This window comes from Erythrobacter sp. S227 (genome assembly GCF_057364925.1).
The window spans coordinates 1,095,849-1,112,814 of the sequence record NZ_CP200280.1 but is presented as its reverse complement, the minus strand read 5'-3'; the positions used below and the strand labels follow the sequence as shown (position 1 = coordinate 1,112,814).

Annotated in this window: 21 protein-coding genes; 12 read left to right on the top strand and 9 right to left on the bottom strand. The window is 58.0% G+C overall.

Annotated elements, in window-relative coordinates; genetic code table 11:
* Position 1 precedes the first annotated feature (1 nt).
* Positions 2–388, top strand: coding sequence for a hypothetical protein (locus AC0V6Q_RS05300; RefSeq protein WP_486167364.1), 387 nt, complete (start codon positions 2–4; stop codon positions 386–388).
* 12 nt (positions 389–400) lie between these two features.
* On the opposite strand, the gene AC0V6Q_RS05295 is transcribed toward AC0V6Q_RS05300, so the two are convergent.
* From AC0V6Q_RS05295 to AC0V6Q_RS05280, 4 genes are read right to left on the bottom strand one after another with little or no spacing between them, the layout of a single operon-like run.
* Complete coding sequence (locus tag AC0V6Q_RS05295; RefSeq protein ID WP_486167363.1) at positions 401–700, bottom strand: type II toxin-antitoxin system ParD family antitoxin; 300 nt, start codon at positions 698–700, stop codon at positions 401–403.
* Positions 691–975, bottom strand: coding sequence for a type II toxin-antitoxin system RelE/ParE family toxin (locus tag AC0V6Q_RS05290; protein ID WP_486167362.1), 285 nt, complete (start codon positions 973–975; stop codon positions 691–693). Before AC0V6Q_RS05290 ends, AC0V6Q_RS05295 begins: the two co-directional genes overlap by 10 nt.
* Positions 975–1,214, bottom strand: coding sequence for a type II toxin-antitoxin system ParD family antitoxin (locus AC0V6Q_RS05285; protein ID WP_486167361.1), 240 nt, complete (start codon positions 1,212–1,214; stop codon positions 975–977). The genes AC0V6Q_RS05290 and AC0V6Q_RS05285 overlap by 1 nt, the downstream gene beginning before the upstream one ends.
* A 36-nt stretch (positions 1,215–1,250) precedes the next feature.
* Positions 1,251–1,421 (bottom strand): hypothetical protein, encoded by a 171-nt coding sequence (locus AC0V6Q_RS05280; protein ID WP_486167360.1) that lies wholly within the window; start codon positions 1,419–1,421, stop codon positions 1,251–1,253.
* Between the two features lie 186 nt (positions 1,422–1,607).
* Between AC0V6Q_RS05280 and AC0V6Q_RS05275 the strand changes: the two genes are divergently transcribed.
* The gene (locus AC0V6Q_RS05275; protein ID WP_486167359.1) at positions 1,608–2,597 is read left to right on the top strand and encodes a C13 family peptidase; all 990 of its coding nucleotides are present in this window, start codon (positions 1,608–1,610) and stop codon (positions 2,595–2,597) included.
* Here AC0V6Q_RS05275 and AC0V6Q_RS05270 read toward each other — a convergent pair whose 3' ends face one another.
* Entirely contained in the window at positions 2,598–4,160 is a 1,563-nt protein-coding gene (locus AC0V6Q_RS05270) for an esterase-like activity of phytase family protein (RefSeq protein ID WP_486167358.1), read from the bottom strand.
* Positions 4,161–4,297: 137 nt separating this feature from the next.
* Between AC0V6Q_RS05270 and AC0V6Q_RS05265 the strand changes: the two genes are divergently transcribed.
* Both AC0V6Q_RS05265 and AC0V6Q_RS05260 read left to right on the top strand, forming a co-directional pair.
* Positions 4,298–4,702 carry a BlaI/MecI/CopY family transcriptional regulator gene (locus tag AC0V6Q_RS05265; RefSeq protein ID WP_486167357.1) on the top strand — a complete coding sequence of 135 codons (405 nt, stop codon included), beginning with the start codon at positions 4,298–4,300 and terminating at the stop codon, positions 4,700–4,702.
* On the top strand, positions 4,699–6,528 hold the full coding sequence (locus tag AC0V6Q_RS05260; RefSeq protein ID WP_486167356.1) for a M56 family metallopeptidase: 1,830 nt from the start codon (positions 4,699–4,701) through the stop codon (positions 6,526–6,528). The genes AC0V6Q_RS05265 and AC0V6Q_RS05260 overlap by 4 nt, the downstream gene beginning before the upstream one ends.
* Positions 6,529–6,592: 64 nt before the next feature.
* On the opposite strand, the gene AC0V6Q_RS05255 is transcribed toward AC0V6Q_RS05260, so the two are convergent.
* Positions 6,593–7,219: a hypothetical protein gene (locus AC0V6Q_RS05255; RefSeq protein WP_486167355.1), complete on the bottom strand. Its 627-nt coding sequence runs from the start codon at positions 7,217–7,219 to the stop codon at positions 6,593–6,595.
* Complete coding sequence (gene ypfJ / locus AC0V6Q_RS05250) at positions 7,197–8,081, bottom strand: KPN_02809 family neutral zinc metallopeptidase (RefSeq protein ID WP_486169260.1); 885 nt, start codon at positions 8,079–8,081, stop codon at positions 7,197–7,199. The genes AC0V6Q_RS05255 and ypfJ overlap by 23 nt, the downstream gene beginning before the upstream one ends.
* A gap of 173 nt (positions 8,082–8,254) precedes the next feature.
* Between ypfJ and AC0V6Q_RS05245 the strand changes: the two genes are divergently transcribed.
* The 8 genes from AC0V6Q_RS05245 (at position 8,255) to AC0V6Q_RS05210 (ending at position 15,543) form a co-directional block, all read left to right on the top strand.
* Positions 8,255–9,007, top strand: a complete 753-nt coding sequence (locus AC0V6Q_RS05245; RefSeq protein WP_486167354.1) for a 3-hydroxybutyrate dehydrogenase — start codon at positions 8,255–8,257, stop codon at positions 9,005–9,007.
* Positions 9,004–10,533, top strand: coding sequence for a M20/M25/M40 family metallo-hydrolase (locus tag AC0V6Q_RS05240; RefSeq protein WP_486167353.1), 1,530 nt, complete (start codon positions 9,004–9,006; stop codon positions 10,531–10,533). Before AC0V6Q_RS05245 ends, AC0V6Q_RS05240 begins: the two co-directional genes overlap by 4 nt.
* A 12-nt stretch (positions 10,534–10,545) precedes the next feature.
* A complete protein-coding gene (locus AC0V6Q_RS05235) occupies positions 10,546–11,271 on the top strand; it encodes a hypothetical protein (protein ID WP_486167352.1) in 726 nt (241 codons plus the stop codon).
* Between the two features lie 74 nt (positions 11,272–11,345).
* Positions 11,346–12,806 carry an IMP dehydrogenase gene (gene guaB, locus AC0V6Q_RS05230; RefSeq protein ID WP_486167351.1) on the top strand — a complete coding sequence of 487 codons (1,461 nt, stop codon included), beginning with the start codon at positions 11,346–11,348 and terminating at the stop codon, positions 12,804–12,806.
* Positions 12,807–12,815: 9 nt separating this feature from the next.
* Positions 12,816–13,073, top strand: coding sequence for a hypothetical protein (locus AC0V6Q_RS05225; protein ID WP_486167350.1), 258 nt, complete (start codon positions 12,816–12,818; stop codon positions 13,071–13,073).
* Positions 13,070–14,248 (top strand): RsmB/NOP family class I SAM-dependent RNA methyltransferase, encoded by a 1,179-nt coding sequence (locus tag AC0V6Q_RS05220; RefSeq protein WP_486167349.1) that lies wholly within the window; start codon positions 13,070–13,072, stop codon positions 14,246–14,248. The genes AC0V6Q_RS05225 and AC0V6Q_RS05220 overlap by 4 nt, the downstream gene beginning before the upstream one ends.
* 77 nt (positions 14,249–14,325) lie before the next feature.
* The gene (locus AC0V6Q_RS05215; RefSeq protein ID WP_486167348.1) at positions 14,326–14,832 is read left to right on the top strand and encodes a tetratricopeptide repeat protein; all 507 of its coding nucleotides are present in this window, start codon (positions 14,326–14,328) and stop codon (positions 14,830–14,832) included.
* A gap of 39 nt (positions 14,833–14,871) precedes the next feature.
* Positions 14,872–15,543: a glutathione S-transferase family protein gene (locus AC0V6Q_RS05210; RefSeq protein WP_486167347.1), complete on the top strand. Its 672-nt coding sequence runs from the start codon at positions 14,872–14,874 to the stop codon at positions 15,541–15,543.
* Here the strand turns inward: AC0V6Q_RS05210 and AC0V6Q_RS05205 are convergent.
* Both AC0V6Q_RS05205 and AC0V6Q_RS05200 read right to left on the bottom strand, forming a co-directional pair.
* The gene (locus AC0V6Q_RS05205) at positions 15,540–16,013 is read right to left on the bottom strand and encodes an RNA pyrophosphohydrolase (protein ID WP_486167346.1); all 474 of its coding nucleotides are present in this window, start codon (positions 16,011–16,013) and stop codon (positions 15,540–15,542) included. The genes AC0V6Q_RS05210 and AC0V6Q_RS05205 overlap by 4 nt on opposite strands.
* A gap of 2 nt (positions 16,014–16,015) precedes the next feature.
* Complete coding sequence (locus tag AC0V6Q_RS05200; protein WP_486167345.1) at positions 16,016–16,960, bottom strand: alpha/beta hydrolase; 945 nt, start codon at positions 16,958–16,960, stop codon at positions 16,016–16,018.
* Positions 16,961–16,966: the final 6 nt, after the last annotated feature.

Sequence of the window (16,966 nt, the reverse complement as noted above, 5' to 3'; positions counted from 1 at the left end):
TTTGAACTTTCTTGAGTTCCTACTCTTCGTCGGAGCTCTTTGGCTATGCTGGCTTGCTTGGGAGCGGCTCTCTGAGTTCGCTTTTGGAAGGGTTTTCCAAGTTATACTGGTCACTGCAATCTATGCAGTTTGGTTGATGGTCTATCCGGTAGCGGCCATTCTGAGCGCTAACGCGGCCTATGAAGCCTTCACGAGCGGTAACTATGTCGGCACGGTTCTCGGCGTTGTCGGCGTTTTTTTGATGATGCCAATTGGTTTGGTCGCTTTGATACCGTGGAATTATTTCTGTCGTTGGGCTTGGCTTAAAGTTGGAGTTCGACTGCCACAAAGTAGTCATTTTGCCGGAGGTGGTGGCTATCATCAACGGCCAGACGGAAGCCGCTATTGAGCAAAGACTACGTCAGTTTCCTTCACCAAACCTACTCGCCATAAACTCGTCCCAATCGAACCCTTCTGCCGGGCCACTCTCTTCGCCATCCTTGATGAGCGCCGCGAGGATTTGCTGCATCAGCGCAGATGGCGCATCGATGGGGAGCCCTTCGCCTGTCACGGGTTGATATGACCCGTACTCGGTGTGGATCACGCCAGCCTCGTCCATTTGCACGCCAGGTATCTGGGTCACGTTTGAGGTGAGGTGCTCGGGCTCCTTTCCGTCATTCATCATTGCTACTCCGCGAAACTTCTTTTCAATCAAATCCACCGCCCAGCATCTCTCGAGACGTGCAATATCCGCACTATTTCAATCCGCTCCTCTCCAACCATATAGAACACGGCGTGCCGCCCGCTGTTCATGCGCCTTAAGTTGGTCCGGCCCTCGACTTCGGCATATCTGAGCGGAAATTCCTTCAGAGCTTTGATCTCGGAGCGCAGTTTCGCAACATAGCGTTTCGCTTGTTCCTTGCCCCATGCTGCCCGAGTTTCGCGGGAAATTCCGCGCAGGTCTGCTGACGCGTTCGCGCGGAAAATCAGGCGCATTACTCGGGCCCGAACTCTTCCTCAAACCAGCGGTCAATATCAAACTCCTCATCAATCGGGCTTGCCAGTCCTTCATCAATCGCTTCGAGAAGTTTGGATTTGAAAACAGAGCGCTCTTCATGCAGCCGCAAAGCTTCGCGAATGACTTCGCTGGTTGAGCTGTACTCTCCGGTTGCAACCTTGCTTCGAGCGTATTCCTCAAAGTGGTCGCCAAGCGAGACGGATGTGTTCTTTCCCATGCGTCGAGCGTTACCAGAAATTGGTAACGTCTGCAATCAGGCCGCTTCGCCTGTCAGCTTGCCCATTTCTGCGGCGGGCTCTGGCGGTGCCGAAACTCGGCGGCCAAAAAGGCCGAATGCCAGATTTTGATTTGGGTTTTGCGCAGGCGCTTTCGCGTCTTTGTTGGCTTGGCTGTCTGCTGGTCGAGTCTTTGTATCGCTGTTCATAAACCATCCCCCTCTCGGGGCCCCCTAACATGGCTGCGTGAAGGTGCACCAACTCGCTTGAGGGCGGTGTAGGCGCTCTTGGGGTGAAACAATTGTACGCTCGCGACATGTCTTGAGAATGTCGTTTCGGTACAATTGCTCTTACCAAACCTTGACGCAGCGTCCTTGCTTCGTGATTGATTGACTATGGTCAAAGGGATTACCCTCGGATTTGCAGGAGCGCTGTGTTGTGCATCACTTTGGGTGCCGCAAATCGCAATTGCGCAAGAAAATCCCAATCAACCGCCCGAGCACACGCAAAGCTGGCCCAATATCGCGAGCGGCCAATCGCCGGAGGAATTGGCTGCGAGCATGGAAGGCGCCCCCCAGCTTCGGCGCGCAGTGCCCGTGCGTGAAATTGTCGAGCAACGTCGCCGCCTTGATGCAAGCCTCGCCGCGCTCCAGCCCGAGCGGGCAGGCGTAACGGACGTCTATGTGCTCTCTGTCGCGCTGGACAGTGATCCCGTGTTTGCGCGTGAGGCGCGCGAGGCAGCCAATGTGCTGAGCCGCCGGTATCAGGGGGAAGGGCGAACAATCACGTTGGCGGGGCCCGACGGGACGCGCGACGATCTTCCCCAAGGGTCGATTAATAGCCTGCTTGTCTCGCTCGCCCGTATGGCCGAGGTTATGGATACATCGCAGGATGTGCTTGCGCTCTTCACCACCAGCCACGGAAACAAGCTGGGGCTCGCATATCATTATGGCGACACAGGCTACGGCATTCTCTCTCCGGCGCGGCTCAAAAGCGTGCTCGAAGAGCTTGGTCTGGAGCGGCGTATTGTCATTATCAGCGCGTGCCATTCTGGTGTGTTTGTGCCCGCTTTGTCGTCGCGCGATACGGCAATCCTCACCGCATCAGCATCGGAGCGCAATTCGTTCGGGTGCAAGCCTGAAAACGACTGGACATTCTTTGGCGATGCATTGATCAATCGGGAGCTGCGCAAACCCCAAAGCCTGGACGAGGCAGCGCGCGCCGCGTCTTTGACGATTGCCGGATGGGAGGCGCAGCAGCGCCTTCTCGCCTCACTCCCGCAAAGCGCATTTGGGGCAGGGGTGAGCCAATGGCTCCCACAGTTGGAGGCGCGCATGCCGCAAGTTGCGAGCGCGCCCGTTGGGCGTCCCGCCGTCGGGGAGTAGCTATTCCGGCCTGGGCGCGGCTCGGCGTGCCTTGGTAATCACCACGGGCTCAGCAAGGATTTGTCCGGCAAGCGAGCCTTTCTCTTTCGGATCAGCCGCGCCTGCATGGATTGCCGCGACCACTTCCATCCCGTCGATGACATAGCCGAACACTGCATAACCTGGGCGTTCGTCCGGCTTTTCGGCGTCGGGATTTGCATCAAGGTTGGTGAGGTCGCCCAGCATGATAGTGAAATCGCCATTGGCCGTGCCCGGCGCAAGCCGTGCCATGGATACCGCGCCATTGGTGTGGCTAAGGCCGGTGACGGTGGTTGGCTCATGCGCGATATCGGGCCGCAAGCGTTTGCGCTCATACCGCGTGCCCCCCTGGACAAGGCCATAGGGTTTGGGCTCAAGCCTGAATTTGAGAGAGCGGTAGAATTTCGTTCCGTCAAAGCGGCCTTCATCGACATAAGCGAGGAAGTTGGCGGCGGTGATCGGTGCGCGCTCGACCTCGAGGCGTATTGTGATGTCGCCCTTGGTCGTCTGCAGGACCACATCAGTCGTCTCATAGACGATTTCTGGCTCGGGCGGAGGCGGGATAGTGACCGGTTCGGGTGCTTTGATTTCGAACTTCATCAAAAGGGTGCGTTGATTGTCGGAGAAATTGTTGTCGGAAACGATGTAGAGATAGGTCCTGCCAAATTGCTCGCGCACCGCCAGCCCTTCGAAATTGTCGAGGGTAAGGGGCGCGGTAAAGACGGCGAGGGTTTCCGGTTTGCCTTCTGTGGGCAGCTTGAGAATGGCGGCACGGTTGCCTTCGCCTTCACGGTAGCTGCGAAAGAGGACAAAGCAGGTGCCGTCCTTTTTGCACGCCGCATCGGTGGGAACGCCGCCGTGTTCGGCAAGTTCGGGCGGGGGGGCGAGTTCGAACTGTCCGCCAGGGCCCCTGCGCAAACAATTGGCTTGGTCTGGAATGTGATCCTCGACACAGGCGAAAATGGTGCCCGAATAAGTCGCCAAGGCTTCCACACCCTTGTTGGGCTGAGTGATCGGGAAGTTCTCATCAAGCAACATCAAGGCATCGCCAGCAGGCCCCGAGAGATCGTCATACTCTACCCATCGGTGATCGCGTTCAAAGCTTATGAGCCACGTGTCTTTCCCGTTTTCACGAATTAGGGTGATCGCTTCGGCATCGCTGTCATCCTTGCCTTTGAGCCGCCGCCCGCGTTCATCAAGAAGACGCCCGCGTTCAACCGTCAGCAAATCGATAAGCCGCCCGTCGATCTCGTCAGGCTCTATCGTCAGCCAATGGCCATCGTCGCTGACTGCATAAAGCCGGTCTTCGTGCCAGGTGAGCCCCGAGATACCGCCGATCTCTTCTTCGCCCGGTGCAATCTCCAGACCGCCGCGATAGATCAGCTCGCCGATCTTGTCTTGCGCTGCGTCTTGTGGATTGAGCGTTACCGGCTCGGTCTCGGCGAAGATTTCATCCTGAGCGGATGCTGCCACGGGCAGCCCAATTGTGAGGCCCACGGCCAAGGCAACTGCAACGAGTGTCTTGCTAAGATCATTCCATGTCATTCGTCCTGCAATATCGGCGTTTTGACGAGAGACAAGGGGGGAGGGCAAATGTTCATCTGGCAGCAATGTTTACAAGCGTAGTCGTTGTGACTACAGACGTAATCACGTTTTGTCTTCGAGAGGCAGAGGAGGCTGTTTTGAGTAAGTCAGGCAATAATGGGCCAGAGCGAATAAGCCGCGAACGCATCAGTGAAGCCGAGCATGCTGTGATGGAGGCCCTTTGGGATCGAGGTACCGCCACTGCTTCGGATGTTTGCGATACGGTGTGCGAGGCGCGCGGTTGGAGTCTCGCTACCGTCAAAACCCTTCTCTCGCGGCTCGTGCAAAAAGGCGCGATTGAAACGCGCCCTGATGGCCGCCGCTATATCTACTCACCTCTGATCGCCCGCTCTGACTATGTCGGCGGGGAATCGCGGCGTCTGGTTGATCGCCTGTTTGGTGGCAAGGCCGCATCGCTTGTGGCGCATCTGGCCGAGACCGAGGCACTGACCGAAGACGACCTCAGCGAAATCGAGGCTTTGCTCAAGGAGTTGAAGTCATGACGGATTGGATGATGGAAACCCTTGTCTGGACAGCGGTGCTGATCGTCTTTGTCCTGATAGTCCGCCGCCCGGTTTCGCGCGCCTTTGGTCCGCAAATCGCGTATGCCTTGTGGGCATTGCCAGCGATCAGACTGGTGCTGCCTCCGATTGAGCTTCCTGCATGGATGCGCTTTGCCGAGCCCTCAACAGCTGCAGCCCCGCTTGCGTCGTCTGAACCTTTAGAGCCCATTGCCGCTACCGTCTCTGAACCATCCCCCGCGCGTTTTGAAAACGCGAGTGTGGCGCAACCTGATGGTTCTTTGATGGCGGCGTCCGATACCACATCCCCGCTTACCCAGACTTCCGGTTTCGACATGAGCAGTTTCGATACTGGTCTACTTGTCGATCTAGGGGTCAGTTTGTGGCTTGTCGGCGCCGCCATTTTCCTGATCTGGCGTTTTTCAGCCTACTTCCGCCTCCGCGATGAGCTGTTGGAAGAGGGCCGCGAGGTTGGGCGCGAAGGGTCGGTCCGTTTGGTTGAAACGCCCGGAACGAAGGCCCCATTGGCCTTTGGCGTTATCGACAAGGTCGTGGCGCTTCCTGAAGGCTTTATGGCGCATCCTGACCAAAAGGCGCGCGATCTGGCGCTCTCCCACGAGCTGCAACACCATAAGGGCGGCGATCTTTTAGCCAATGTTCTGGTCCAGCCCCTGTTCGCTATTCACTGGTGGAACCCGCTTGGCCGGTATGGCTGGCTTGCCCTTCGCCGTGACCAGGAGGCGGCCTGTGATGCGCGCGTCATGGCCAGTGCCAAGGCGCGGGATCGCGAAGTCTACGCCAATCTCATTGTCAGCTTTGCTGCCTCTCCCACTGTCGCTCTAGCCGCCCCGATGGCTTGTCCGGTTCTGGGTGAGAAATCGATCATTCACCGTTTAAGGAGCCTGAAAATGGACCAAACCAACACAAAACGCCGTATCGCAGGCAAAGTTCTGCTGGGCGCTGCCGTTGTCGCACTGCCGATGACCGCTTCGATCAGCTATGCCGCAAGCGAAGCGCCGCTTGCGCCTCTGCCACCCGTTGCCACCAGTGCGGCATTGGCGCCGCCTGCTGCGCCCGAAGCGCCCGGTGCGCCCGCCGCTCCAGAAGCGCCCGAGGCACCGCTGGTCGAAGAGCAGATCATCGTGATTGACCCCGATGGCGACGTGTCGAACGTCGATACCAACGGCGAGAATGTGTTTGTCTGGAAATCCGAAGACGGCGGGGAGGAAACGCGCATCGTCCTTCGGAGTAGCGAGAATTCGGCGCGTTTTTTCGACGGCAAGGATTTTCCGGGCAGCAGGGGCATGAGCAGGGAAGAGCTGGAGCGTTTTCTGGGACGTTCCGAGTACCCCAAACTGCTTTTGCGCAGCCGCAACAATTCCGTTCGCTTCATCGACCGCTCGGATCTCGATGCCCAAGGCCAATTGAGCGAGAAGCAGATCGAAGAGATCCTTGAGGAAGTGCGCGAGGGCCTTGAAGAAGCAAACAAGGTGATGGAAGACCTTCCCGAGATCATCGAAAAAGCACAGGCTGAAGCAGAAGCTGCGCGCGACCAGCAGGGCCGCCAGGTGGTCCGTGTGGAATCGAGCTGCAAAGGCGGAAACAGCGAGATCGTCACCGAGAGGGAAGACTCAGACGGTGTGAAGGTCATCCGCATTTGCCAAAAGCGGGTGATGGCTCAGGCTTTGGACGGGCTTCGCGAAGCACGCCGTTCGATCAAGGAATCGGACATGGAAGGCAGCGCTCGCAGCACCGCTATTCGCGAGATTGACCGTGTGATTTCCCGTTGGGAGAGCGAGGCTCGCTAGGAAGCGGTCACCTCGAACCAAGTAAAAGAACCGGCGCAAAAGGGTTTGCCTTTGCGCCGGTTTTTTATTGCTCGATAGGGGCGAGGTCCTGACCAGTGTCCTGCATGTTATCTTGGACAGTGTCTTGCGCAGGACCGCGTTCGATGTTTGGTGGAACCAAGGAATCTCCGGCGGTATCGACCACGTTTGTCTCGTCCCTCGGGCGGGCAGGATAATTGCATCCGCGCGCCTCGCCCATGCCTTTAAGGTAGGCACGGCGCACCATGCCCGCAGTGTAGGCGACACGCCGTTCGGTGCGTTTCTTGTTTGCGCCTGATACCTCCCTTACGATCCCGCGAAACGGTACGAATGAGCCGATCACGCTTTTGGCCACGCGCCCTGCGCTAATGCGACTGGCTTCGTCCTGCGGAACATCGAAATCGGGGCCAAGCACATTGTCGAGAACCGCGATTTCCTGGACCACCGCATTGCAATTGGTGATGCCGGTGTCGTCATAAGGGTTTTCGGCTGCCTTGATCAGGACTTCGGGTATGTCTTTTGAATCGATGTTGAAATCTTCAAGCGGCGTTCGCGCCACATCCGCCATATCAGGATCTTCCTGACGCATTTGTGCATGGGCAGCATCAAGGGGCATCAAAAGCGCTAGAACGGCGCCCAATGCCATCGTTTTAACTGGCTTCGAAATAGACATCACATGCTCCCGCATCTGCGCTTTGCAGCCCGCGCCTTAGCGCTTCCATCCGCTGCTGGCTTGTTCCGTGGGTGAAGCCTTCCGGATTAATCCGCTGGCCTGCGCCGCGTTGCAGCGTGTCATCGCCAACCGCGCTTGCGGCGCGCATACCCTCTTCAAGGTCGCCTGCTTCAATCAGATTGCGGTTCATGCCTGCCCATACCCCAGCGTAACAATCAGCCATAAGCTCTAGGCGCACGAGAAGCTGATTGGCGCGGCGCGGGTTTTGCGCCTGCGCGCTGCGCACTTGCGCGGAAATCCCGGTCAGGTTCTGGATATGGTGACCATATTCATGCGCCATGACATAGAGCCGTGCAAAGTCGCCGTTGGTGCCAGACATGCTGGCGAGCTGGTCGAAAAAGCCTGTTTCGATGTAAATGCCCATGTCGGCAGGGCAATAGAAAGGGCCAGATGCAGAGCTTGCATTGCCGCAACCGCGTGTGGAGACGGGGCCGGGGGGGTAGAGCACCAATTCCGGCTGTTCGAATTGAACGCCTGCCTGGCGGAACACCGGAGACCACGTTTCATTGAGGCTCGTCATCGCCTGACAGGCTTCCTGGGCATAGGGGCCGCTGGAGCACAATTGATCTTCGCTTACGCCCGATTGCTGGCTGACCTGCGGGGCATTACCCAGTCCTGCGCCTTGTCCGCCGCCAAGAACGCCGATGGTTTGCATCGGATCAACCCCGAAGACGAGCGCGGCGATGATCGCGATTACGATTGTGCCACAGCCGACGCCGCCCGCTTTGCCCGCGCGTCCACCCATGCGGCCACCGCCAGAGCGGACCTTGATCTTCGATGTGTCATACCGGCCAAGCCGCACTGTGTTTCCCCTCAAACCTGAAACCCGAAATTCGCGCTTCAATTTCGTTATTGTTCGCTATTTTCTGGACACAGAGGCCCAGCAAAGCAAAAGCATATTTGCACATGGTACACGTCTTGATGGGCCCCGCAATGGCCTAAAATCCAAGCTGTAATGGGAAAAGGAACTCGGCAATGCTAAGCGGTAAACGCGCGCTCATAACAGGCTCAACCTCGGGGATCGGCCTTGCGATTGCCCGCGCCATGCGAAGCGAAGGCGCCGAGGTTATTCTCAATGGTTTTGGCGACGAGGCGGAAATCGCGCAGCTTTGCGAAGAGCTGGGCGCGAGCCACTCGGGTGCAAACCTGCTTGATCCCGGCGCGATAGAGGCGATGATGGAAGAGATCGGCGGGGTCGATATCCTCGTCAACAATGCAGGGATGCAGCATGTCTCACCGGTTGAGGATTTCCCGACGCAGAAATGGGACCAGATCATCGGCCTTAATCTAAGCGCCGTTTTTCACACCACGCGCCTTGCCGTTCCCTATATGAAGGAACAGGGCTGGGGCCGGATCATCAATACCGCCAGCGCGCATTCCAAAACCGCCTCGCCTTTCAAAAGCGCCTATAACGCCAGCAAGCACGCAGTCGATGGCTTTACCAAGACCATCGCGCTCGAACTTGCAGAGACGGGCGTGACCGCCAATTGCATTTCGCCGGGCTATGTCTGGACCCCGCTTATCGAGGGTCAGATCCCCGATACGATGGCCGCGCGCGGGCTTAGCCGCGAGGAAGTCATCAACGATGTCCTTCTCGCCAAGCAACCGACAAAGAAATTCGTTCAGCCTGATGAAATCGGCGCGCTTGCAGTGTTCTTGTGCCGCAAGGAGGCGGGCAATGTGACAGGGGCAAATTGGAGCATCGACGGAGGCTGGACCGCCGAATGACGGCTTGGGGGCGCCTCTATTTACTGATCCTTGTGTGCGCGGGTCTCTCGGCTTGCGCCACAGTGCCGTCTGGACCCGATCCGCAGATCGAACGCGACGCGATCGCTGCACGGATGATGGCCGATATCGAAGTGCTGGCCAGTAATGAATTCGGCGGACGAAAGCCGGGCACGCCGGGCGGCGAGAAAACCGTCTCCTATCTGATCGACCGGATGCAAGCGATTGGCTTGGAATCCGGCACAAATGACCCGGGAAGTGAATGGCGCGCGCCGGTCGAACTGGTCGGGGCAAAGCCTCTTGACCACAAGGTCACAGTGCGAACTTCGATGGGGGTGCGCGAACTTCCCATTGAAAACAGCGCTGCCTATTCGCTCAGCAGCCGTGTGCTGGTCGACGGGGTCGAGGTCGTCTTTGTCGGTTCGGGCTCACGCGCTTTGCCGGAGAGTGAAATCACAGGCCGGATCGTGATCCTCGCGCGGTCCGATCAAGGCAGGCCCGATCAAGACAGGCCCGATCAGGATAGGGAGGCGCGCGAGCTCCTGTTCGCTGCCAATCCGGCTGCGGTATTGACGGTGGTGCCCGATGATTTTGCCCTGAGCGGGGTAAAAGCCCGGTTCGAAAATGAACGCCTTTTTCTTGCTGGCGAAGTCAACGATCGCTTGTCCGCCTTTGTCACGCGCGATGCCATTGCAAGCGCGTTACCTCGCGGTGAATGGGACCGGCTGACGGCAGAAGCTTCGCGGCCCGGCTTTATGTACGAAGTTCTCAAAGCGACGATTGCTATCGATGCGCATTCAGTGCGGCGTGAATTCACCAGCTCTAATGTGATCGGCCTTATTCCGGGTCAATTGCGCGGCTCGGGCGCTGTTCTTTTGATGGCGCATTGGGACCATTTGGGCGAATGTGCTCCGGATACACCAGACCCCATCTGTAACGGCGCGGTTGATAATGCGAGCGGCCTTGCGCTGATGCTTGAACTGGCGCGCAGGTTAAAGTCGGGCCCGCCGCTTGACCGGGACGTCTACTTCCTTGCGACCAGCGCGGAGGAAGCCGGGCTTTTGGGTGCAAAGGCCTTTATCGAAGAGCCGGCAATTCCTCTCGACAGCATAATTGCTTCGTTTAATTTCGATACCGTCGCCGTGGCCAAGGCCGGAGAGGCGTTTGGATTTGTGGGTGAGGGGCGCACACCTCTTGATAGCGTGGTTAAAGACGTGGTGAGCGAACGCGGCGGTCAACTTGGCAATCGCGAGTTTGCGGCCACTTTCCTGCAACGCCACGACGGCTGGGCCCTGCTTGAAGAAGGCGTGCCTTCGGTCCTGGTCTCGACGGCTTTCTCTTCAGAGATCGTGCTCGGACCCTATCTTGCGGCGCGGTACCATAAACCGGGCGACAAGGTTCCCGGGATTGAGCTGGGTGGAGCGATTGATGATCTTCTACTGCATGAGGAACTGATAACGCGAGTTGCAAACACTTTGAGCTACCAGGTAGAAGGGCAAAAAATTTCCGAGTTTTCAACGACGGATTAACCCAGTCCTGTCATGTTGCTCGACCTTAGAGACGGGCACGACTGGGGGGCGAGCATGATACAAGACTATAGCTACGATGCGCTCCGTCACGAGGGTGACCTGATCGAGTGGCTGAGGGATAACGTTCGCGACACAGAGTTTTACCACATCACTGTCAAAAGCGCTCTTTACATGGGGAAGCACGATCTCGTCTCGTGGATCCTTGATCAGCGTGAATGTTCGGTTGGTACCGCACTGTACGTCTATCTGATTGCCATGCACTATCATCCCAGCGAGCTTTTCGAGCAACACTGGAACATGAACATTTACTACTTTCCGGAGGACCGAGATCTAAAGCTCCAGGCGGCAAAGGGCCTGCGCGAGGGGCGATATGTTCCGATAGGTTTTGCCGAAGAGGGCCACAGGGGCGACAATCCCAGAATCTCGGATGCCGAACTGTTCGACATGATAAGAAGTTTGCCCGACACCGATCCGCTGGCCATTCCCGCTTCTACGCTGGAGGTTCCATGGGATAAAGAAGCGCGTCTTCGGTATCCATGGTACCTCAGCGAAGAATTTGGCACATTTGCAGAAACTCAAGAAACATGGCGGTTGCGAAGGTTCGGTGAGCCGAAGCCAAAAGCGAAATCTCGGCCCAAAAAATCAGCCCAAAAAGCGCAGGAATTTCGCGAAGTCGCACCCATTCTGGGGGCGGCGGCGATTGGTGCTATCGGATATTTCCTCAAGCGCAGGCACTGACGCTCTGGCGCTCTTCACCATACCGTCCTACAGGGACCTGCACGATTCGCTCTTGCCAAAGAAAGCTGACCCACGTGCACACCCAAATCCCTCTCGGCCTTACTTTTGATGATGTCCTGCTTCGTCCTGCGGAAAGCAATGTTCTTCCCAGCATGGCGAAAACGCACACCAAACTGACGCGCGATATTGCTCTTAATATCCCCGTCCTGTCGTCCGCGATGGATACGGTGACAGAGGCCGATATGGGAATTGTCATGGCCCAATTGGGCGGCATTGGCGTGCTTCACCGCAATTTGACCGTTGAAGAGCAAGTCGCCGCCGTTCGCGTGGTGAAACGCTTTGAAAGCGGCATGGTGGTGAACCCCATCACGATCAGTCCCGATGCGGTGCTCGGCGATGCGCAGGCCCTTATGGATCAACACCGGATCAGCGGCATTCCGGTTACAGATAATGCAGGCAAGCTGGTCGGCATTCTCACCAACCGCGATGTGCGCTTTGCGGAAAACCCCGCACAGCCCGTGCGTGAGTTGATGACCACCGAGAATTTGGCAACCGTGCCGCTTGGCACAGGGCAGGAAGACGCGCGCAGGCTCCTTCACCAACGCCGGATTGAAAAGCTGCTTGTCGTCGATGATGATTACAGGTGCATCGGTCTGATCACGGTCAAGGACATCGAGAAGGCCGTGACCTATCCCGATGCCACCAAAGACTCCGCTGGCCGCCTTCGCGTCGCAGCGGCAAGCACGGTTGGGGACAAGGGTTTTGAGCGTTCTGCCGCGCTTGTCGACGCCGAAGTCGATGTTGTCGTGATCGATACAGCGCATGGCCACAACAAGGATGTGGGCCGCGCGGTCGAGCGTGTGAAAAAGCTCTCCAATTCTGTTCAGGTGATCGCGGGCAATGTCGCCACCGCAGAGGCAACGCGCGCCTTGATTGACGCAGGCGCAGATGCGGTGAAAGTGGGTATTGGTCCGGGCTCCATCTGCACCACCCGTGTGGTTGCTGGTGTAGGCGTACCGCAATTGACCGCCGTCATGGAAAGCGCGGAAGAAGCGGCCAAATCCGGCGTTCCCGTAATCGCAGACGGCGGCCTTCGCACATCGGGCGATGCGGCCAAGGCTCTTGCCGCTGGTGCATCCAGCGTGATGGTCGGCTCAATGCTGGCCGGCACCGCCGAAAGCCCGGGCGAAGTGTTCCTTTATCAAGGTCGCTCTTACAAGGCATATCGCGGCATGGGCAGTGTCGGCGCAATGGCGCGCGGCTCGGCTGATCGCTATTTCCAGCAAGATGTGTCGGCGCTTAAACTGGTGCCTGAAGGCATTGAGGGTCAGGTGCCGTTCAAGGGTCCAGCAGCAGACGTCATCCACCAATTGGTGGGCGGGGTTAAAGCGGCTATGGGCTACACTGGCTCCGAAACAATCGCCGACCTGCAAAAGCGCGCGCAATTTGTTCGCATCACAAATGCCGGGCTTTCCGAAAGCCACGTCCATGATGTTGCAATCACCCGTGAGGCACCAAATTACCCAACCCGTTAGGATCTGGTCTTGATCGAAATTGTTCCCATTATGTTGTTCTTGCTTGGCTGGCATCCCGACCATGCGGAGGCACCCGAACTGCAACGGATTCCGGTTGTGTATGGTTCGTTGGAAGCGTGCGAAGAAGCGGGCGCCAAGATGGCTGCCGACATGACAGTGGCCGCGAGCGAGAGCACCGGCATGCGTTATTCGCATCATTGCCAGACATTGCCGCCAGATCAGGAGTTTCGCGAACTGTTCGAGAACAACGGGCACGCTGTTCAGTGACCCCTGCAGCACGCGTCCAGGCAGCGATTGAGCTGCTCGACCAGATCATTGAAGGCGCAAAATCCAAAGGCGCGCCTGCCGACCGTTTGATCTCGGCCTATTTCAAAACCCGCCGTTACGCAGGGTCGAAAGACCGGCGGGCGGTGCGCGATCTGGTGTACCAGGCGATCCGGCTGTGCGGCGAAGTGCCCCATGACGGGCGCTCTGCGATGTTGGCTGTGGCGACACAGGATGAAAACCTTGTGCCATTGTTCGATGGCTCGGCCCATGGCCCTGCAAAGATTGGCGGCGGCGAAATGGCGGCCTTCATCGGGGTGGCGCCGGAATGGTTGGAGAAAAAGCTCACCGATTCGGCCATCACCGGCAACGAGGCAAAGGCGCTGCTTGGCCGCGCATCGCTGGATGTGCGGGTCAACTCGCTCAAAGCATCGCGCGAGGACCTTGAATTGCCCGAACAGGGCGAAGCTCTGGCTGCGCCAAATGGCCTTCGTTTTCCTAACGGCACACAGGTTGAACAATGGCCGCAATATCGCGACGGCCTGATCGAGATACAGGACCACGCCAGCCAATGGGTGTGCGAGAGCGTTGGAGCCGCGGCCGGAGAGACGATTGTCGATCTGTGCGCAGGCGCTGGCGGTAAAACGCTCGCTCTGGCGGCAAAGCTGGGCAATGCGGCAAGCCTTGTGGCGTGTGACACCGACAAACGGCGGCTTGGCAATTTGGCACCGAGGGCGGCGCGCGCTGGCGCTGAAGTGGATCACACCGTTCTGCTTAATCCGGGCGAAGAGCGCGATGCTCTCGCCCAATGGATCGGGAAAGCCGACCGCGTTCTGGTCGATGCGCCGTGTTCAGGCAGCGGAACCTGGCGGCGCAGTCCCGAGGGACGCTGGCGGCTTGATCGCAAAGAGCTCACACGGCTTACCAAATTGCAGGACCATGTCCTTGATATTGGAGCAGACCTTGTGAAACCGGGCGGGACGATGACATTCGTCACATGCTCCGTTCTCGATGATGAAGGGCCTGCGCGCATCGGTGCGTTTCTGTCCCGCCATGAAGGGTGGAGCGCGGTCCCTATCGAGATGCCGCTTGGCCGCAAACGCGGTGAAGGAAAGCGGCTCACACCGTTCCATGACGGCACGGACGGGTTTTTTGTCGCCAACCTGCATTTCGGATGATAGCTATTTGAGCCATGGCTGAGCCATCATCTTTCGGGTCTGGTAACTCCCGGCCCACTGACCTCAAGGAGCTGTTCATGCGTTTCGCGCCCGTTGCTGCTGCCCTCTCGCTTTTGTTTGCCACCACGGCAAGCGTGACGAGCGCCGGTGACCGAACCCCTGATCCGCGCGCGGCGCAATTGATCGCGCTCGGGCAAGCGGCACTTGAAAATGGCGATACGCAAGGCGCGATTGATGCGTTTGAATCAGCCTTTGCGGTGGACCCGGCCTACACGCCGATCTTCCTGCAACTGGCCGAAGCCGCGCGCCAGGACGGCCTTCAGGGCAAGGCGATCGCCTATTACCGCGAAGCATTGCAGCGCGACCCTGACAATTTCGCAGCGATCTCGGGCGAGGGTGAAGCCCTGGTCGAACGCGGCGCGGTTGACAAAGCGCAGCGCAATTTGTCGCGGCTTGAAAGCCTGTGCGGGTCATCTTGTCCTGAGACGCAGGCCTTGCAACAACGCATCGCAGCAGGCCCGCCTGCGCGCCTTGCGGTTGAGAGAGTGGTTGAAACGGGCGAAGAATCCTCGGTCACCAATTGAACCTGTTCTCAGCTCTGAATGCCCGCTAAGGCGAGCGCCATGCTGACACTTCACCACCTCGAATATTCGCAAAGCTTTCGTATTCTCTGGCTGCTCGAAGCATTGGGCGCGGATTATGAGCTTAAGTGCTACAACCGCAATGCGGACGATAATCTTGCGCCTGACGCGTATAAGGCCTTGTCGCCCTTGGGCACGGCTCCGGTGGTGACCGATGGTGATCTGGTGCTGTGTGAAAGCAATGCGATCATCGACTACATCCTCGACAGCTATCCCGAAAGTGACCTTCGCCCTGGCGCAGGGCACAAGGACCGTGCGCGGCATCTGTTCTGGTTCCATGCATCACCCGGCTCATTGATGAGCCTTCAGGGGATCGCGATGGTGCTTGGCCTCTTGGAGATGCGTTCGCCGTGGCCGATTTCGTCTTTGCTCAAAGCTGTGTTCGGACAGGTGCGCAAAATCTTCCTCGGTCCGCGCAGCAGCGCTTTGATTGATTTGATGGAAGCGGATTTGGTCAAGCAACCCTTCTTTGGAGGCGACAATCTGACCGCGGCTGACATCACATTGGTCTATCCGATGTATGCCGCTCTCGACAAAGGCCAGTTTGAAGGGCGCACCAACATCCTTGCGTGGTTTGCGCGGATCGAAGCGCTCGACAGCTTTAAATCCGCCCGCGCCAAAGATGACCGCGAGCGGATTATCTTCAAGTTCTAAATCAGCGGCGCAAACTCCGCGACCAGCTCTTCATAAACCGCGCGTTTGAACGGGATGATGAGCTGCGGCAGATCGTGTACCTCCACCCAACGGAACGTCTGAAATTCGGCCGGATCGTGCGCATTGAGGTCAATATCGGCATCGGAGCCGGTAAAGCGGCCCAGATACCAATACTGTTCCTGCCCGCGATATTTACCCTTCCAGATACGGCCCAAAAGGTCTGGCGGGAGGTCATATTTGAAGGTCTTTGAACCGGCGGCGACTATCTCGACCATGTCGGACCCGACCCCGGTTTCTTCTTCCAACTCCCTCAATGCGGCGGTCTCGGGGTCTTCGCCCGGATCAATGCCGCCTTGGGGCATTTGCCAAAAGCCATGCGCGCGCTTGTCGATGCGTTCGCCCACAAAAACGCGGCGTTCCGCGTTGACCAGCATAAAGCCAACGCAAAGACGGTAAGGAAGATCGCTCATCACTATGCGTTTCCAAGCATCATTTTCATCGCACCGACCATCTTTTCAAGATCGGCTTGAGCGCTGGGAACGGCAGCGCGGATGTTGGTGTGAGCGTGGCAAAGACCCTTCATCTCAAGGAAGACGACATCGCGGCCAGCTTCGATGAGCGCTTTGCCGTAATCGCGCCCTGAATTGCGGATGGGATCAAGGCTGGCAGTTGTGAGGACGGTAGGGGGCGCTGTGCTATGATCTCCAAGGATCGGAAAACCGCGCGGATCGGTGCGATCTGCCTTGTAGGCCGCATCAAAGAATTCGATCGCGGCTTTGGTGAGAACATAGCCTTCGGCAAATGTTTCGAGACTTGCAGAGCCCATCGCATCGCTGGCGAGCGGGAAGATCGGCACTTGCAGGACAACCGGAACATCAGCGGGCTTTGCACCCAGCTGCTGGCTCACCACAATGGTCGCATTGCCGCCTGCGCTATCACCAATGGGGATGACGCCGGTTGCTGCGCGGCCAAGCTCGGTGGGTGAGGACGCGACCCAGCGCGTTGCCGCTTCGCAATCTTCAATCGCTGCGGGGAAGGGGTGTTCAGGCGCACGTCTGTAATCAACTGCGACCACCGGCAGATCCATCAATGCGGCAATTTCGGTGCAGAGGTTATGGTGCGTATCAAGGTCACCAATCACAAATCCGCCACCGTGATAGAAGGTGATGATAGGGCCAGGTTCGCGCGTCTCGCGTGCATCGTAGAGGCGCAAAGGAATGTCGCCAGCGGGCCCTGCGCAGCTAAGATCGCGGATCACAGCAAGATCGCGGGCAGGGCGGTCGGCCATGCCATGGAGCGCGACGTAGGATGCGCGCGCCTCTTCCAATGTCATTTCGGCCAGTGTCGGCCCATCCATGGCTGCAAGGCCATCTAGGAAGGCCTGCATATCAGGGCGAATAAAAGGCGTATCGGTCATTTTCAG

Coding starts and splice junctions, on each gene's coding strand:
- AC0V6Q_RS05285 (WP_486167361.1), bottom strand. CDS start 1,214: ATGGGAAAGAACACATCCGTCTCGCTTGGCGACCACTTTGAGGAATAC.
- AC0V6Q_RS05270 (WP_486167358.1), bottom strand. CDS start 4,160: ATGACATGGAATGATCTTAGCAAGACACTCGTTGCAGTTGCCTTGGCC.
- AC0V6Q_RS05280 (WP_486167360.1), bottom strand. CDS start 1,421: ATGAACAGCGATACAAAGACTCGACCAGCAGACAGCCAAGCCAACAAA.
- AC0V6Q_RS05260 (WP_486167356.1), top strand. CDS start 4,699: ATGACGGATTGGATGATGGAAACCCTTGTCTGGACAGCGGTGCTGATC.
- AC0V6Q_RS05255 (WP_486167355.1), bottom strand. CDS start 7,219: ATGTCTATTTCGAAGCCAGTTAAAACGATGGCATTGGGCGCCGTTCTA.
- AC0V6Q_RS05240 (WP_486167353.1), top strand. CDS start 9,004: ATGACGGCTTGGGGGCGCCTCTATTTACTGATCCTTGTGTGCGCGGGT.
- AC0V6Q_RS05245 (WP_486167354.1), top strand. CDS start 8,255: ATGCTAAGCGGTAAACGCGCGCTCATAACAGGCTCAACCTCGGGGATC.
- AC0V6Q_RS05200 (WP_486167345.1), bottom strand. CDS start 16,960: ATGACCGATACGCCTTTTATTCGCCCTGATATGCAGGCCTTCCTAGAT.
- AC0V6Q_RS05205 (WP_486167346.1), bottom strand. CDS start 16,013: ATGAGCGATCTTCCTTACCGTCTTTGCGTTGGCTTTATGCTGGTCAAC.
- AC0V6Q_RS05210 (WP_486167347.1), top strand. CDS start 14,872: ATGCTGACACTTCACCACCTCGAATATTCGCAAAGCTTTCGTATTCTC.
- AC0V6Q_RS05235 (WP_486167352.1), top strand. CDS start 10,546: ATGTTGCTCGACCTTAGAGACGGGCACGACTGGGGGGCGAGCATGATA.
- AC0V6Q_RS05215 (WP_486167348.1), top strand. CDS start 14,326: ATGCGTTTCGCGCCCGTTGCTGCTGCCCTCTCGCTTTTGTTTGCCACC.
- AC0V6Q_RS05290 (WP_486167362.1), bottom strand. CDS start 975: ATGCGCCTGATTTTCCGCGCGAACGCGTCAGCAGACCTGCGCGGAATT.
- AC0V6Q_RS05275 (WP_486167359.1), top strand. CDS start 1,608: ATGGTCAAAGGGATTACCCTCGGATTTGCAGGAGCGCTGTGTTGTGCA.